At 57.8% G+C, this 15,893-nt stretch carries 12 protein-coding genes and 2 tRNA genes; 7 read left to right on the top strand and 7 right to left on the bottom strand.

Annotated elements, in window-relative coordinates; genetic code table 11:
• Positions 1–25 precede the first annotated feature (25 nt).
• The gene (locus tag KGP25_RS13580; protein ID WP_008499522.1) at positions 26–379 is read right to left on the bottom strand and encodes a DsrE/DsrF/TusD sulfur relay family protein; all 354 of its coding nucleotides are present in this window, start codon (positions 377–379) and stop codon (positions 26–28) included.
• A gap of 177 nt (positions 380–556) precedes the next feature.
• Here KGP25_RS13580 and KGP25_RS13575 point away from each other — a divergent pair, with 177 nt between their 5' ends.
• Complete coding sequence (locus KGP25_RS13575) at positions 557–1,963, top strand: YchO/YchP family invasin (protein ID WP_223539109.1); 1,407 nt, start codon at positions 557–559, stop codon at positions 1,961–1,963.
• 3 nt (positions 1,964–1,966) lie between these two features.
• Here the strand turns inward: KGP25_RS13575 and narL are convergent, their stop codons facing one another.
• Both narL and narX read right to left on the bottom strand, forming a co-directional pair.
• Positions 1,967–2,617 (bottom strand): two-component system response regulator NarL, encoded by a 651-nt coding sequence (narL, locus tag KGP25_RS13570; RefSeq protein ID WP_008499531.1) that lies wholly within the window; start codon positions 2,615–2,617, stop codon positions 1,967–1,969.
• A complete protein-coding gene (gene narX, locus KGP25_RS13565; protein ID WP_223539108.1) occupies positions 2,610–4,406 on the bottom strand; it encodes a nitrate/nitrite two-component system sensor histidine kinase NarX in 1,797 nt (598 codons plus the stop codon). Before narX ends, narL begins: the two co-directional genes overlap by 8 nt.
• 309 nt (positions 4,407–4,715) lie before the next feature.
• On the opposite strand from narX, the gene KGP25_RS13560 reads away from it, so the two are divergent.
• The 5 genes from KGP25_RS13560 (at position 4,716) to narI (ending at position 13,153) form a co-directional block, all read left to right on the top strand.
• A complete protein-coding gene (locus KGP25_RS13560) occupies positions 4,716–6,113 on the top strand; it encodes a NarK family nitrate/nitrite MFS transporter (protein WP_223539107.1) in 1,398 nt (465 codons plus the stop codon).
• Between the two features lie 380 nt (positions 6,114–6,493).
• The gene (locus KGP25_RS13555) at positions 6,494–10,237 is read left to right on the top strand and encodes a nitrate reductase subunit alpha (RefSeq protein WP_223539106.1); all 3,744 of its coding nucleotides are present in this window, start codon (positions 6,494–6,496) and stop codon (positions 10,235–10,237) included.
• A complete protein-coding gene (gene narH, locus KGP25_RS13550; protein ID WP_063621892.1) occupies positions 10,234–11,769 on the top strand; it encodes a nitrate reductase subunit beta in 1,536 nt (511 codons plus the stop codon). Before KGP25_RS13555 ends, narH begins: the two co-directional genes overlap by 4 nt.
• A complete protein-coding gene (gene narJ / locus KGP25_RS13545) occupies positions 11,766–12,476 on the top strand; it encodes a nitrate reductase molybdenum cofactor assembly chaperone (protein ID WP_223539105.1) in 711 nt (236 codons plus the stop codon). Before narH ends, narJ begins: the two co-directional genes overlap by 4 nt.
• A complete protein-coding gene (gene narI, locus KGP25_RS13540) occupies positions 12,476–13,153 on the top strand; it encodes a respiratory nitrate reductase subunit gamma (protein WP_023312107.1) in 678 nt (225 codons plus the stop codon). Before narJ ends, narI begins: the two co-directional genes overlap by 1 nt.
• On the opposite strand, the gene KGP25_RS13535 is transcribed toward narI, so the two are convergent.
• Positions 13,150–14,046 (bottom strand): DMT family transporter, encoded by an 897-nt coding sequence (locus KGP25_RS13535; RefSeq protein WP_223539104.1) that lies wholly within the window; start codon positions 14,044–14,046, stop codon positions 13,150–13,152. The two genes, narI and KGP25_RS13535, sit on opposite strands and share 4 nt — an antisense overlap.
• A gap of 107 nt (positions 14,047–14,153) precedes the next feature.
• On the opposite strand from KGP25_RS13535, the gene KGP25_RS13530 reads away from it, so the two are divergent.
• On the top strand, positions 14,154–14,597 hold the full coding sequence (locus tag KGP25_RS13530) for an Lrp/AsnC family transcriptional regulator (protein WP_021240337.1): 444 nt from the start codon (positions 14,154–14,156) through the stop codon (positions 14,595–14,597).
• A 77-nt stretch (positions 14,598–14,674) separates the two neighbouring features.
• Here KGP25_RS13530 and KGP25_RS13525 read toward each other — a convergent pair.
• The 3 genes from KGP25_RS13525 to purU form a co-directional block, all read right to left on the bottom strand.
• Positions 14,675–14,759, bottom strand: a tRNA-Tyr gene (locus KGP25_RS13525).
• Positions 14,760–14,794: 35 nt separating this feature from the next.
• Positions 14,795–14,879, bottom strand: a tRNA-Tyr gene (locus KGP25_RS13520).
• Between the two features lie 157 nt (positions 14,880–15,036).
• Positions 15,037–15,879, bottom strand: coding sequence for a formyltetrahydrofolate deformylase (purU, locus tag KGP25_RS13515; protein WP_023312104.1), 843 nt, complete (start codon positions 15,877–15,879; stop codon positions 15,037–15,039).
• Between the last annotated feature and the right edge of the window lie 14 nt (positions 15,880–15,893).

Here is a 15,893-nt window from a genome sequence, read left to right as displayed (position 1 = left end):
AAATAATATTTTTACGGGTTTATTATTAAAAAGTTAATACTTTATCCGCGGACAACGTCCACTCGGCCAGCTCAACCAGCGTACCAATTTCTACGCCATCAATCAGCGGCAGCCCGGTGATACCGCGCCCGTCGGTGCAGGTTTTGCACAGCTTCACCGGCACGTTTTGCGCGGTCAGGATCTCCAGCATCTGCTGAATGTTATAGCCCTCGGCCGGTTTTTGTCCCTTCAGCCCGGCGGTGACCGCGTCCGACATTAAAAAGAGGCGTAACGCGAGGTCACTCTCTTTTTCGCGCAGCGCAATGGCCAGGCGCAGGCTGTTAAAAAGCGATTCACTCCCGTAGGCCGCACCGTTGGCGACGATCACAATCTTCTGCATGTTGACTCCTGTTCTTATAAAGGCACGAATAATATAAGGTTTACCGAGTTTACGCTGCCTGCAGCCGTCAATAAACTTCAGGATATTCCTGAAATTTCCCGTAAGGCTGCAATTCTTTCTTAATAGCGTTAAGGTAAGAGCGTCTTTTACAAAACTCAGGCGCAAATCCCGACGTTGATGGCTGTATCGTCTCGCATTCGTTCTCTGCTATTACTCTCCCTTCTGTCGGCCGGAGCCGTTCACGGTGCGCCGAATTCCTTTATGCATCAGGCCCAGAACCCCTTTGATAATAATGGGGATAGTCTGCCCGATCTCGGCATGGCGGCGCCCACCGGCGAAGGGGAAAAACACCTGGCCGAAATGGCGAAAGCCTTTGGTGAAGCCAGCATGACCGACAACGGGCTGACGACCGGCGAGCAGGCGCGTCAGTTTGCCTTTGGTCAGGTGCGCGACGCGGTAAGCGGGGAAGTGAACCAGCAGATTGAGTCCTGGCTGTCGCCCTGGGGAAACGCCAGCGTGAACCTGCTGGTGGATAACGACGGCAAATTTAACGGCAGCAGCGGGAGCTGGTTTATCCCGTGGAATGATACTAACCGCTACCTGAGCTGGAGCCAGCTTGGCCTGACGCAGCAGACGGATGGCCTGGTCAGCAATGCCGGAATTGGTCAGCGCTGGGTCGCCGGGAAGTGGCTGCTGGGCTACAACACCTTTTACGATAATCTTCTGGATGAAAACCTGCAGCGTGCCGGGCTGGGGGCGGAAGCGTGGGGGGAAAATCTGCGCCTGTCAGCGAACTATTATCAGCCCTTTGCCGGATGGCGTGCGCGATCTGACGTTCAGGAGCAGCGCATGGCGCGGGGATATGACGTGACCGCTAAAGCCTGGCTGCCGTGGTTCCATCATCTGAATACCAGCGTCAGCTTTGAGCAATATTTTGGCGATAACGTCGACCTGTTCAACAGCGGCACCGGCTACCACAACCCGGTTGCGGTCAATCTGGGGCTTAACTATACCCCCGTTCCGCTGGTGACGTTGACCGCCGGGCACAAGCAGGGCGAAAGCGGCGCGAGCCAGAATAACCTCGGACTGAAGCTCAACTATCGCTTTGGCGTGCCGCTGGCTAAGCAGCTTTCCGCCGATGAGGTCGCCGCCACGCGCTCCCTGCGCGGCAGCCGCTACGACTCACCTGAGCGCACCAGCCTGCCGGTGATGGAGTTCCGCCAGCGTAAAACGCTATCCGTCTGGCTGGCCACGCCGCCGTGGGATCTGAAAGGGGGTGAGACCGTGATGCTGAAGCTGCAGGTTCGCAGCACGCACGGCATCCGTCAGATCCACTGGCAGGGCGATACGCAGGCACTGAGCCTGACGTCGCCGGCGAAAAGCAACAGCAGCGACGGCTGGAGCGTGATTATCCCTGCCTGGGATGATCGGGAAGGGGCGACAAACCGCTGGCACCTGTCGGCGGTGGTAGAAGATGAGAAAGGCCAGCGCGTCTCGTCCAATGAGATCACGCTGGCCGTGGTGCAGCCGCTGGTCGCACTGCCTGACGACGATCCGCGCTGGAAGCTGCTGCCGGAGGAGTAGTCCTTAGAAGATGCGTTCCTGATGCACCCACACGGCGGCTTCAACGCGAGATTTTAACTTCATTTTCTTCAGCATATGCTTCACGTGCACTTTGACCGTGCTTTCGGTGATATCCAGACGGCGGGCGATCATTTTGTTCGGCAGCCCTTGGGCAATCAGTTTGAGAATGTCGCGCTCGCGCGGCGTGAGCTGGCTGACGTCACGGTCAGAGGTGGCGCGGTTAGCGCGCAGGCTGGCGGCCAGCACCGGCGTTAAGGCTTCGCTGAGCACCATCTCGCCCGCCGCCGCCTGCTGCAGCGCCTTAAGCAGATCTTCCGGCTCCATGTCTTTCAGCAGATAGCCATCCGCACCACGCTTCAGCGCCGTGACCACGTCCTCCTCATGGTTAGACACGCTAAAGACGACGATGCGGCCGGAAAGCGATTTTTCCCGCAGCTTGTCGAGGGTCTCCAGACCGTTCATGCCCGGCATATTCAGATCGAGCAGGATCAGATCGGGATCGAGGGATTCGGCAAGCTCAATGCCCTGTTCACCGTTACTGGCTTCGCCCACCACGGTGATATCGGGTGCCATGCTGACCAGCTGTTTCACGCCAGTACGCAGCATCGGATGGTCGTCGATCAACAGGATGGATGCCGGTTCCTGATTAGTCATGGGTTTCTCCTTGAGCAGTTGTGAGCGGTTTCTCGGGAATAAAGGTGACGACAACTTCCGTGCCGCCCGTTTCTCTCCGGCGAACCTGGCAATCACCGCGCAGGCTTTGAGCGCGGTCTCGCATAATGATTAAACCATAGTGGTTAGTGCGTTCGGCATTTTCCGGCACGCCGCGGCCGTTATCGTGAACCGTCAGTTTCACCTGATTGTCGTGCTGGCTGACGGTGACCGTGACCGCCGTTGCTTCAGCGTGTTTAAGCACGTTGCTCAGCGCTTCGCGGGCGATCTGCAGTAGATGGATGGCCTGATGGGAGGGGACAAACCGCGGCGGCAGCTGATAATCCAGCTTCACCGGGAACCCCAGCCGGGCGCTAAATTCGTGACAGCTTGATTCCAGCGCCGGGCGCAGGCCCGGCTCGGTCAGCTGCAGGCGGAAGGTGGTCAGCAGCTCGCGCAGCTGCACCCAGGAGGTGTTTAGCTCGTTGCGGATCTGGCTGAGCAGCTGCTTGTTGCTTTCGGGCATCTCCGCATCCTGCATCTGCAGGCAGCTCACCTGCATTTTCATACAGGAGAGCGACTGGGCGATGGAGTCGTGCAGCTCACGGGCGATGGTCGCGCGCTCTTCCATGACGATAATCTGCTGCTGTTTTTCCTGATGCCTGTCGAGCGCCAGCGTGGCCGTCAGCTGTTCAACCAGCGTATCCACCAGCTGCTGCTGGTCGTGGCTCAGGTGGCGTCCGGTTGGCAGGGTGGCCAGCAGAATGCCGTACTGGGTGTGGCTGTCCGTCAGGCGCCACTTCAGGGTCGTGCCGCCGGAGGTCAGCGGCGGCAGGCCGCGAGGGCAAAGATGGCAGCCTTTGTCATCGCAGGACATATCGGACTGACAGGTAAATTCCTGGTGGTTCTCTTCGTCTTCCACATCGTAGACCCGCAGCTCCAGGTCGCGAAGCAGGGTCAGATTTTGCAGGCCGTTCAGCACCGGCGAAAGACGTTCACACAACGGCACCTGCATGTGCAGCCGACGGTTGGCCTGCCAGAGGAAGGAGAGGATCTCGTTTTTCTGCTCCAGCCCGGCCGTTTTTTCCTGAACACGCTGTTCCAGCACCGCGTAGCTCTCGGAGAGCTCTGCCGACATGGTATTGAGAGCCTGGCCGAGCATGGCCATCTCATTGCGCCCGCTGATGTGCGTGCGCTGGGTAAAATCGCGCGCGGTCACCGCGCGGGCCATTGCCAGCAGCTGTTTCCAGGGATTCAACAGCCGCGCGCGGAGCCACACGATGGTGAAGATCAGCAGCAGGCCCATAAACAACGCCATGGCCCGGTGTACCATCACCACCCGGTCGATGCGTAATTCGGTCGTCTGGTCAAAAGCGGAGACCAGCGCGTCAATGCGGGAGACAAACCCCGCCACGTCCTGGGCAACGGCTTCTGTACTGCGCGCCTGTTTCAGGCCGGGCTGCAGTTGGGTGTGCCAGTACCCCTGAAGGGCTTTCAACTGGGACTGCTGGCCTGCGCGGATAGCGGCGTTTTCCAGCTCGGGGCTGAACGCCGTGCGCTCCATTTCATCGATTAAAGGCCGATCGTCCTGCGTCAGGGGAACCGCCGCCAGCAGGCGATAACTCTGCATGCGTAGTGAGCCTGCCTCGTTGATGGCATGCGCATTACCCTGTACCCCTTGTACCAGCCAGCCGGAGATCGCCATGCCGGTCACGCCAATGGCGGTGGACAGCAACACAATCAGGGCGAGCTGATTCACGAGCGTTAGCGGAGATAAGCATCTTTTTAACATTGAGTGGGCGTGCTCCTGACGTGGCCTGCTTGCAGGAATGGCGCTATTCTGGTGCATACCCTGGAGTATACCCATACCAATAAAGGATTACCCCTAAATTGCCAACGGAGTAGGGGGCAAGAGGTGGGCGTTACAGGGAATCGTCAGTGCCGTGAAAAACCACGTCTTTTTTACCGAATTAGCCTACTCACTAAGGATAACACCTTTTTTTGTGCCGCAAATCCTCCCACTTTTCCTTTGATTTATATCAACTTACCGCCGCCCTAAAACCCTAATGTTTGCAGCATCATTCGAGAATCAGAGGTGTCTATGAGTCACTCATCCGTTCCCGAAAGGGAAAATGGTGCCGTTATTACTGACTGGCGTCCAGAGGATCCGGCGTTCTGGCAACAGCGCGGCCATCGTGTAGCAAGCCGAAATCTGTGGATTTCCGTGCCGTGTTTGTTATTAGCGTTTTGCGTATGGATGTTGTTTAGCGCGGTGGCAGTAAACCTGCCTAAAGTCGGCTTTACGTTCACGACCGATCAGCTGTTTATGCTGACCGCGCTGCCGTCGCTGTCAGGCGCGTTGCTGCGCGTCCCTTACGCGTTTATGGTGCCGGTCTTTGGCGGCCGTCGCTGGACGGCATTCAGTACGGGCATCATGATTATCCCCTGCGTGTGGCTGGGCTTCGCGGTGCAGGATACCTCCACGCCGTTCAGCGTGTTCGTGATTATCTCCCTGCTGTGCGGCTTTGCCGGGGCGAACTTCGCCTCCAGTATGGCCAACATCAGCTTCTTCTTCCCGAAAGCGAAGCAGGGCGGCGCGCTGGGGATTAACGGCGGTCTGGGCAATATGGGCGTGAGCGTGATGCAGCTGATCGCTCCCCTGGCGATCTCGGTCTCGATTTTTGCAGCCTTTGGCGGCGCTGGCGTTGAGCAGGCGGACGGTTCTTCCCTCTATCTGCAAAACGCAGCCTGGATCTGGGTGCCGTTCCTCGTGGTCTTCACCCTCGCAGCCTGGTTCTTTATGAATGACCTGTCCGCGTCGAAGGCGTCGCTGAGCGAACAGCTGCCGGTGCTGAAGCGTGGACACCTCTGGGTGATGGCGCTGCTGTATCTGGCGACCTTCGGTTCGTTTATCGGCTTCTCGGCGGGCTTCGCGATGCTGTCGAAAACGCAATTCCCGGACGTGCAGATCCTGCAATTCGCCTTCTTCGGCCCATTTATTGGCGCCCTTGCTCGCTCGCTGGGTGGCATGGTGTCTGACCGTCTGGGCGGTACCCGGGTGACGCTGGTTAACTTCGTCGTGATGGCGGTCTTCTGTGCGTTGCTGTTCCTCACGCTGCCGGCCGACGGACAGGGCGGTAACTTCATCGCCTTCTTCGGCGTGTTTATGGTGCTGTTCCTGACGGCCGGGCTGGGGAGCGCGTCCACCTTCCAGATGATCTCCGTGATCTTCCGTAAGCTGACCATGGACCGCGTAAAAGCGCAGGGCGGAAGCGAAGAACAGGCCATGCGCGAAGCGGCGACGGATACGGCTGCGGCGCTGGGCTTTATCTCCGCCATCGGCGCGATTGGCGGCTTCTTTATCCCGAAAGCGTTCGGTATCTCTCTGGACCTGACCGGCTCTCCGGCCGGTGCCATGAAAGTCTTCCTCGTCTTCTATATCGCCTGCGTCGTGATTACGTGGCTGGTATATGGCCGTAATACCAAGAAAAATAAGTAAGTATGATTATCCGTTTACGCGGCCTTCGGGCCGCGTTTTTTTTGGCGTCAAAATAGTTACAACATACTGGTTGCCATGCAGAGGAAATCCGCAGGCAGCACTGTGATCGCCATCGCTTTACAGGGCGCTCTACCCCTTAATACCTGCGAGGTTGAATTTTGCCTGGCGGTTTGTACGATAAATTAAAAATAACGATATATTTCATATGGATATGAAATTTTAAATGATACCGCTTTGGTGGTATTCGGTGTAACCCCTCGCCTGAAAGTCCCTCGTCGTCTTGATCGTTATCAATTCTCCCCCTCTTTCAGGGCGTTACCTTCGCTGCAAATCAGCAATGTCGATTTAGAGAGCCACAGGCTCCACACAGGAGATACCCGATGAGCAAATTTTTGGACCGGTTTCGCTACTTCAAGCAGAAGGGCGAAACGTTTGCCGATGGGCACGGCCAGGTTCTGGATACCAACCGGGACTGGGAAGACGGTTACCGCCAGCGCTGGCAACATGACAAAGTCGTCCGTTCGACCCACGGCGTGAACTGCACCGGCTCATGTAGCTGGAAGATTTTCGTTAAGAACGGTCTGGTGACCTGGGAAATGCAGCAGACCGACTACCCGCGCACCCGCCCGGATATGCCGAACCACGAACCGCGCGGCTGCCCGCGTGGCGCCAGCTACTCCTGGTATCTCTACAGCGCGAACCGTCTGAAATACCCCCTGATGCGCAAGCGCCTGATGAAAATGTGGCGTGAAGCGAAAGTGCAACACAGCGATCCGGTGGATGCCTGGGCCTCTATCATTGAAGACGCGGATAAAGCGAAAAGCTTCAAGCAGGCTCGCGGCCGCGGCGGCTTTGTACGTTCCTCCTGGAAAGAGGTGAACGAGCTGATTGCCGCCTCCAACGTCTACACCGTGAAAACCTACGGTCCTGACCGCGTGGCGGGCTTCTCGCCGATCCCGGCGATGTCGATGGTCTCTTATGCCTCCGGCGCGCGCTATCTCTCCTTAATCGGCGGTACCTGCCTGAGCTTCTACGACTGGTACTGCGACCTGCCGCCGGCGTCTCCGCAGACCTGGGGCGAGCAGACCGACGTGCCGGAATCCGCGGACTGGTACAACTCCAGCTTCATCATTGCCTGGGGCTCTAACGTGCCGCAGACCCGTACGCCGGACGCGCACTTCTTTACCGAAGTCCGTTACAAAGGTACCAAAACCGTGGCGGTGACCCCAGACTACGCCGAAATCGCCAAGCTGTGCGATCTGTGGCTGGCACCGAAACAGGGTACCGATGCGGCGATGGCGATGGCAATGGGCCACGTCATGCTGCGCGAGTTCCATCTGGATAAACCAAGCCAGTACTTCACCGACTACGTCCGTCGCTACACCGACATGCCGATGCTGGTGATGCTGGAAGAGCGTGACGGGTACTACGCAGCAGGCCGTACGCTGCGCGCCGCCGATCTGGTGGACGCGCTGGGCCAGGAAAATAACCCAGAGTGGAAAACCGTTGCCTATAACAGCAACGGCGAGCTGGTGGCGCCAAACGGCTCTATCGGCTTCCGCTGGGGCGAGAAGGGCAAGTGGAACCTTGAGCAGCGTAACGGCACGACCGGTGAAGAGACGGAGCTGCGCCTGAGCATGCTGGGTAGCCAGGACGAGATCGCCGAGGTGGGCTTCCCGTACTTCGGCGGTGAAGGTTCCGAGCACTTCAACAAGGTTGAACTGAAAAACGTACTGATGCACAAGCTGCCGGTGAAACGCCTGCAGCTGGCCGACGGGACTACCGCGCTGGTCACCACCGTCTATGACCTGACTATGGCGAACTACGGCCTGGAACGCGGTCTGGGTGATGAAAACTGCGCAACCGGCTATGACGACGTGAAGGCTTATACCCCGGCATGGGCGGAGCAGATCACAGGCGTTCCACGCGCGCAGATCGTGCGTATCGCCCGCGAGTTCGCGGAAAATGCCGACAAAACCCATGGTCGCTCAATGATCATCGTCGGTGCGGGTCTGAACCACTGGTATCACCTCGATATGAACTACCGTGGCCTGATCAACATGCTGATCTTCTGCGGCTGCGTCGGTCAGAGCGGCGGCGGCTGGGCGCACTATGTGGGCCAGGAAAAACTGCGTCCGCAGACCGGCTGGCAGCCGCTGGCGTTTGCCCTCGACTGGCAGCGTCCGGCACGCCACATGAACAGCACCTCTTACTTCTATAACCACTCCAGCCAGTGGCGCTACGAGACGGTCACCGCGCAGGAGCTGCTGTCGCCGATGGCGGATAAATCCCGCTACAGCGGCCATCTGATTGACTTCAACGTGCGCGCCGAGCGTATGGGCTGGCTGCCGTCTGCGCCGCAGCTGGGCACTAACCCGCTGCGCATTGCGGAAGCGGCGAAGAAAGCGGGCATGTCACCGGTGGATTACACCGTGAAATCGCTGAAGGATGGCTCAATCCGCTTCGCGGCGGAACAGCCGGAGAACGGTAAAAACCACCCGCGTAATCTGTTCATCTGGCGCTCCAACCTGCTGGGCTCGTCCGGTAAAGGCCACGAGTACATGCTGAAATACCTGCTTGGTACTGAAAACGGTATCCAGGGGAAAGATCTCGGCAAGCAGGGCGGCGTGAAGCCGGAAGAGGTGGAGTGGAAAGACAACGGTCTCGACGGCAAGCTGGATCTGGTGGTCACCCTCGACTTCCGCCTGTCCAGCACCTGCCTGTACTCCGACATCGTGCTGCCAACCGCCACCTGGTACGAAAAAGACGATATGAATACCTCGGATATGCATCCGTTTATTCATCCGCTGTCTGCGGCCGTTGACCCGGCGTGGGAATCGAAAAGCGACTGGGAGATCTACAAAGACATCGCGAAGACATTCTCCGAAGTCTGCGTGGGGCACCTCGGCAAAGAGACCGACGTGGTGACGCTGCCCATCCAGCACGACTCCGCCGCCGAACTGGCGCAGCCGCTGGACGTTAAGGACTGGAAAAAAGGCGAATGCGACCTGATCCCGGGCGTAACCGCACCGCACATCATTCCGGTTGAACGTGACTACCCGGCAACGTACGAGCGCTTTACCTCTATCGGCCCGCTGATGGAGAAAATCGGTAACGGCGGGAAAGGGATCGCCTGGAACACCCAGAGCGAAATGGACCTGCTGCGCAAGCTCAACTACACCAAAGCGGACGGTCCGGCGAAAGGCCAGCCAATGCTCAACACAGCGATTGATGCCGCAGAGATGATCCTGACCCTGGCGCCGGAAACCAACGGCCACGTGGCGGTGAAGGCCTGGGCGGCGCTAAGCGAGTTCACCGGTCGTGACCATACGCATCTGGCGACGAATAAAGAGGAAGAGAAAATCCGCTTCCGCGATATTCAGGCCCAGCCGCGCAAGATTATCTCCAGCCCGACCTGGTCAGGTCTGGAAGACGAGCATGTGTCCTATAACGCGGGCTACACCAACGTTCACGAGCTGATCCCATGGCGCACCCTGTCCGGCCGCCAGTCGCTGTATCAGGATCACCAGTGGATGCGCGACTTCGGTGAAAGCCTGCTGGTGTACCGTCCGCCAATCGACACCCGCTCCGTGAAAGCGGTGATGGGCGCGAAATCGAACGGTAACCCGGAGAAGGCGCTGAACTTCCTGACGCCGCACCAGAAGTGGGGGATCCACTCCACCTACAGCGACAACCTGCTGATGCTGACCCTGTCGCGCGGCGGTCCGATTGTCTGGATGAGCGAAACGGATGCCAAAGATCTGGGTATTGAAGATAACGACTGGATCGAAGTGTTCAACAGCAACGGTGCCCTGACGGCGCGTGCTGTGGTGAGCCAGCGCGTACCGGCCGGGATGACCATGATGTACCACGCGCAGGAACGTATCGTTAACCTGCCGGGGTCAGAGATCACCGAGCAGCGCGGCGGGATCCACAACTCCGTGACCCGCATTACGCCGAAGCCGACCCACATGATCGGTGGCTATGCGCAGCTGGCCTACGGCTTTAACTACTACGGCACCGTAGGATCGAACCGCGATGAGTTCGTGGTGGTACGTAAGATGAAGAATATTAACTGGTTAGACGGCGAAGGTAATGACCAGGTACAGGAGAGCGTAAAATGAAAATTCGTTCACAAGTCGGCATGGTGCTGAATCTGGATAAATGCATCGGCTGCCATACCTGCTCAGTCACCTGTAAAAACGTCTGGACCAGCCGTGAAGGTATGGAATACGCCTGGTTCAACAACGTGGAAAGCAAGCCGGGCACCGGCTTCCCGACCGACTGGGAAAACCAGGAGAAGTGGAAGGGCGGCTGGATCCGCAAAATCAACGGCAAGCTGCAGCCGCGCATGGGTAACCGTGCGATGTTGCTGGGAAAAATCTTCGCTAACCCGCATCTGCCGGGCATCGATGATTACTACGAGCCGTTTGATTACGACTACCAGAACCTGCACAACGCGCCGGAAGGCAAACACCAGCCGATCGCCCGTCCTCGCTCGCTGATCACTGGTCAGCGCATGGATAAAATTACCAGCGGTCCAAACTGGGAAGAGATTCTGGGCGGCGAGTTCGAGAAACGCGCCAAAGACCAGAACTTCGAGAACATGCAAAAGGCGATGTACGGCCAGTTCGAAAACACCTTCATGATGTATCTGCCGCGCCTGTGTGAGCACTGCCTTAACCCGGCGTGCGTGGCGACCTGCCCAAGCGGCGCCATCTACAAGCGTGAAGAAGATGGCATCGTGCTGATCGACCAGGACAAGTGCCGCGGCTGGCGTATGTGCATCACCGGCTGCCCGTACAAAAAGATCTACTTCAACTGGAAGAGCGGCAAGTCTGAGAAGTGCATCTTCTGCTACCCGCGTATCGAAGCCGGTATGCCGACCGTCTGTTCCGAAAGCTGCGTAGGCCGTATTCGCTACCTCGGCGTGCTGCTGTACGACGCGGACGCGATTGAAAACGCAGCGAGCACCGAGAACGAGAAAGATCTGTATCAGCGTCAGCTGGACGTGTTCCTCGATCCGAACGATCCGAAGGTCATTGAGCAGGCGCTGAAGGACGGCATTCCGCAGAGCGTGATTGACGCCGCGCAGCAGTCGCCGGTGTACAAGATGGCGATGGACTGGAAGCTGGCCCTGCCGCTGCATCCGGAATACCGCACGCTGCCGATGGTCTGGTACGTGCCGCCGCTGTCGCCGATTCAGTCTGCCGCTGATGCGGGCGAGCTGGGCAGTAACGGCATTCTGCCGGACGTGGAGAGCCTGCGCATTCCGGTGCAGTACCTGGCAAACCTGCTGACCGCAGGGGATACCCAACCGGTCCTGCTGGCGCTGAAACGTATGCTGGCGATGCGCCACTTCAAGCGTGCCGAAACCGTGGACGGCGTAACCGATACCCGCGCGCTGGAAGAGGTTGGTCTGACCGAGGCGCAGGCGCAGGAGATGTACCGCTATCTGGCGATTGCCAACTACGAAGACCGTTTCGTGGTGCCGAGCAGCCACCGTGAGCTGGCCCGCGAAGCCTTCCCGGAGAAAAATGGCTGTGGCTTTAGCTTTGGCGATGGTTGCCACGGGTCAGACAGCAAATTCAACCTGTTCAACAGCCGCCGCATTGACGCCATGGATGTGACCAGTAAAACGGAGCCGCACTCATGATTGAACTTATCATTGTTTCTCGACTGCTTGAGTACCCGGATGCGGCGCTAGCGCAGCATCAGCAGGAACTCTTTGATGCACTCGCGTCTTCAGAAAACCTGGATAAAGAGGATGCCCAGAAGCTTGGCGTTTTCCTCCGCGACCTGTTAGCGCGCGACCTTCTGGACGCGCAGGCGGACTACAGCCAGCTGTTTGACCGTGGACGTGCAACGTCCCTGCTGTTGTTTGAACACGTCCACGGTGAATCCCGCGACCGCGGTCAGGCGATGGTGGATCTGATGGCCCAGTACGAACAGCACGGCCTGCAGCTCGACAGCCGCGAGCTGCCGGACCATCTGCCGCTCTATCTGGAGTATCTGGCGCAGTTGCCGAAAGAGGAGGCGCTGGGTGGTCTGCAGGACATCGCGCCGATCCTGGCGCTGCTCGGCGCGCGCCTTCAGCAGCGTGAGAGCCGCTATGCGGTGCTGTTCGATCTGCTGGTGAAGCTGGCCAACGCCGCGGTCGACAGTGAAAAAGTGGCGGAGAAAATCGCCGATGAAGCCCGTGACGATACGCCACAGGCGCTGGATGCGGTATGGGAAGAAGAGCAGGTGAAATTCTTCGCTGACCAGAACTGCGGGGAATCTGAAATCTCAGCGCATCAGCGTCGTTTTGCCGGTGCCGTGGCCCCGCAATATTTGAATATCTCTAACGGAGGACGGCACTAATGCACTTCCTGAATATGTTCTTCTTTGACATTTACCCGTATATCGCGGGCACCGTGTTCCTGGTGGGAAGCTGGCTGCGTTATGACTACGGCCAGTACACCTGGCGTGCCGCCTCCAGCCAGATGCTGGATCGCAAAGGGATGCATGTGGGCTCTAACCTGTTCCACATCGGTATTCTGGGCATTTTTGCCGGTCACTTCCTCGGGATGCTGACGCCGCACTGGATGTATGAAGCGTGGCTACCGATTGAGGTGAAGCAGAAGATGGCGATGATCGCCGGCGGTGCCTGCGGGGTGATGACCTTAGTCGGTGGTCTGCTGCTGCTGAAACGTCGTCTGTTCAGCCCACGCGTGCGTGCTACCACGACCGCTGCGGACATCCTGATCCTCTCCCTGCTGATGGTGCAGTGCGCGCTGGGTCTGTTGACCATTCCTTTCTCGGCGCAGCATATGGACGGCAGTGAAATGATGAAGCTGGTGGGCTGGGCGCAGTCCGTAGTGACCTTCCACGGCGGAGCGTCTGCGCACCTGGACGGCGTAGCGTTTATCTTCCGTGTTCACCTGGTGCTGGGGATGACGCTGTTTGTGCTGTTCCCGTTCTCCCGCCTGGTGCATATCTGGAGCGCGCCGGTGGAGTACCTGACGCGCAAATACCAGATAGTACGCGCCCGTCGCTAATTTGCCGTTTTGATACCAACCCCGCACTCGCGGGGTTTTTTTTCGCCCCAGCCCAGGTTGTTACCCGCGGCAGCAAACAGGATAAGCGCGCCACCCGCCAGCTGCGTCAGGTTCAGCGCGTGTCCGAACGCCAGATTATCAACCACAATTGCTACCACCGGATAGATAAACGACAGGGAGCCGGTAATGGGCGTCGGCAGCTTCTGAATCGCGCTGTAGAGCAGCTGGTACATAATGCCGGTATGGACAATGCCCAGCGTGAGCAGGATCGGCCAGGGGAAATCACCGGAAAATGACGGCAGGCTGGCAAACGGCAAAAGCATCACGACGCCTGTCAGCACCTGGATAAAGGCAATATGCTGCGGTGCGATGGACTTCAGCTTGCGGGCAATCATGGCCGTTAGTGCGTAGAAGAAGGCCGCGGCCATGGCCAGACCGATTCCGGCGAGCCATTCACCGCCATGTGCGCCGGCCAGCTCGCTGGACAGCAGTATCACCACGCCGCCAAAGGCGAGTAACAGCCAGCCCCATTTCACCAGGCTGACGCGTTCCCCTAAAAACATCCCCATCAAGACCAGCATAAACGGCTGGGTGTTATAGACCACGGTCGAAAGGCCAATCGAGATCCGCTCATAGGCTGCGAAGAGCAGCAGCCAGTTCACCACGAGCGCCACGCCGCCGAGAATAGCCAGCAGCAGCGTGGTGCGGGTGAGGGGACTAAAGGGCTTTTGACTGACCCGGATAAAAATAAAAAGCGCCATAGCCCCGATAAGACAGCGCCAGAACACCACTTCCGTCACCGGCAGACCGGAGAGCAAAACAAACGCGCCGATAGAGCCGGAAATTAACATCGCCAGGCTCATTTGCCAGACGCCTTTATGTAAATCACGCATCATCCACCTCCTGATTAATGACGCTATTGTCGAAAATCGCTGTCGGGTTTTACAGGGGTGATATAAGGTTGAAAAGGTAAATGACTTTTTAAAATTAGGTGAAAAGAATGGAATGCCTTATCGATGATATCGACCGACAAATTTTAGCCTGTCTGGTTGAGGATGCGCGCATGTCGTTGAAGGTGCTCAGCGGACGCATCGGTCTGACGTCCCCCAGCACGGCAGAACGCCTGAAGAGGCTGGAAGAGCGCGGTGTGATCCAGGGTTATGGTGCGCGGGTGAATCTGGCGGCGCTGGGGTATACGCTGCAGGCGCTGGTACGGGTTCGCCCCTTACCGGGTCTGTTGCATAAGGTGGATAAGTACATTCAGGCGATGCCGGAGTGTATTGAGAGCGACAAAGTGACCGGGGAAGATTGCTTTGTGATTAGGCTGGTGGTGCGATCGATAGAGCAACTGGATGCGCTGCTGGACGGTCTGGCAGAGCATGCTCAGTGTAATACGTCGATTGTGAAGAGTTCGCCGGTCAGGCGTCGTTTGCCGCCAATGTAGCCATTTTTCGCCGGGTGACGGCTGCGCCTTACCCGGCCTACAAAGGCGGACTTGGTTTTTTTATGTTGGGGAAGTGATGGTGGTGGGGGAAGGATTCGAACCTTCGAAGTCGATGACGGCAGATTTACAGTCTGCTCCCTTTGGCCGCTCGGGAACCCCACCAGGGGTAATTCAAATTTTGAGGTCGTGCTGAGAGATGGTGGTGGGGGAAGGATTCGAACCTTCGAAGTCGATGACGGCAGATTTACAGTCTGCTCCCTTTGGCCGCTCGGGAACCCCACCACGGGGTAATGCTTTTTACTAGCCTGCTTCCTGCTGGAAGCGGGGCGCATCATATCAAATGAGACGCCCCTGTAAAGCATTCCTTTAGGGAAACGAAGTTGTTTGCCTGCTTTTTATCCGTAAAGGCGCAAAGCTAATCAATTCATTTTCCGAAAGATTAAAGAATGATGGTTCTGTTACCGTAAACGAAGACTCGCTGAGCCAGCACCTGATACAGCGCGCGGCTTAACACATTCTTCTCAACGTCACGACCTGCGCGCATCATGTCCTCAGCGGTGTAGGTGTGATCCACATGAATCACGTCCTGCATGATGATGGGACCTTCGTCCAGGTTGTCATTCACGTAATGGGCTGTCGCGCCGATGATCTTCACGCCGCGCTCGTAGGCCTGGTGGTATGGACGCGCGCCAATAAAGGCCGGCAGGAACGAGTGGTGGATGTTGATGATCTTGTTCGGGAAACGCGCCACGAAAGATGGCGTTAACACGCGCATGTATTTCGCCAGCACCACATAGTCCGGGTTATGCGCTTCAATGGCCTGCGCCATCAGATCGTCGTGCTCTTCGCGGGTATGGCCTTCATGGCTGACCAGCTCGAACGGAATATCAAAGCGCTCGACCAACGTACGCAGCGTCTCGTGGTTGCCAATCACGGCAGCAATTTCAACGTCCAGACCGCCGTAGTTGGCCTTCATCAGCAGGTCACCCAGGCAGTGTGCTTCTTTGGTCACCAGGATCACGATGCGGCGTCGGCCCGCAGGGGTCAGCTCGCGTACGGAACCTTCCGGAAGCGCGCTGTCCAGATCGGCCAGCAGCGTGGTGTCGTTGAAAATACCTTCCAGTTCGGTACGCATGAAGAAGCGGCCGGTACGGTGGTCAACGAACTCGTTGTTCTGCACGATATTCAGTTCATGTTTGTAGCAAATGTTGGTAATTCGTGCGATCAGCCCTTTTTGATCGGGACAGATGGTGCGCAGAACTTTACGTTGTAATGATTGCATCGCCGGGAAATCCT

It is taken from the genome of Enterobacter sp. JBIWA003 (assembly GCF_019968825.1).
Lineage (GTDB): Bacteria > Pseudomonadota > Gammaproteobacteria > Enterobacterales > Enterobacteriaceae > Enterobacter > Enterobacter quasiroggenkampii.
The sequence above is the reverse complement of the archived record's forward strand: the minus strand, read 5'-3'. Positions and strand labels throughout refer to the sequence as shown.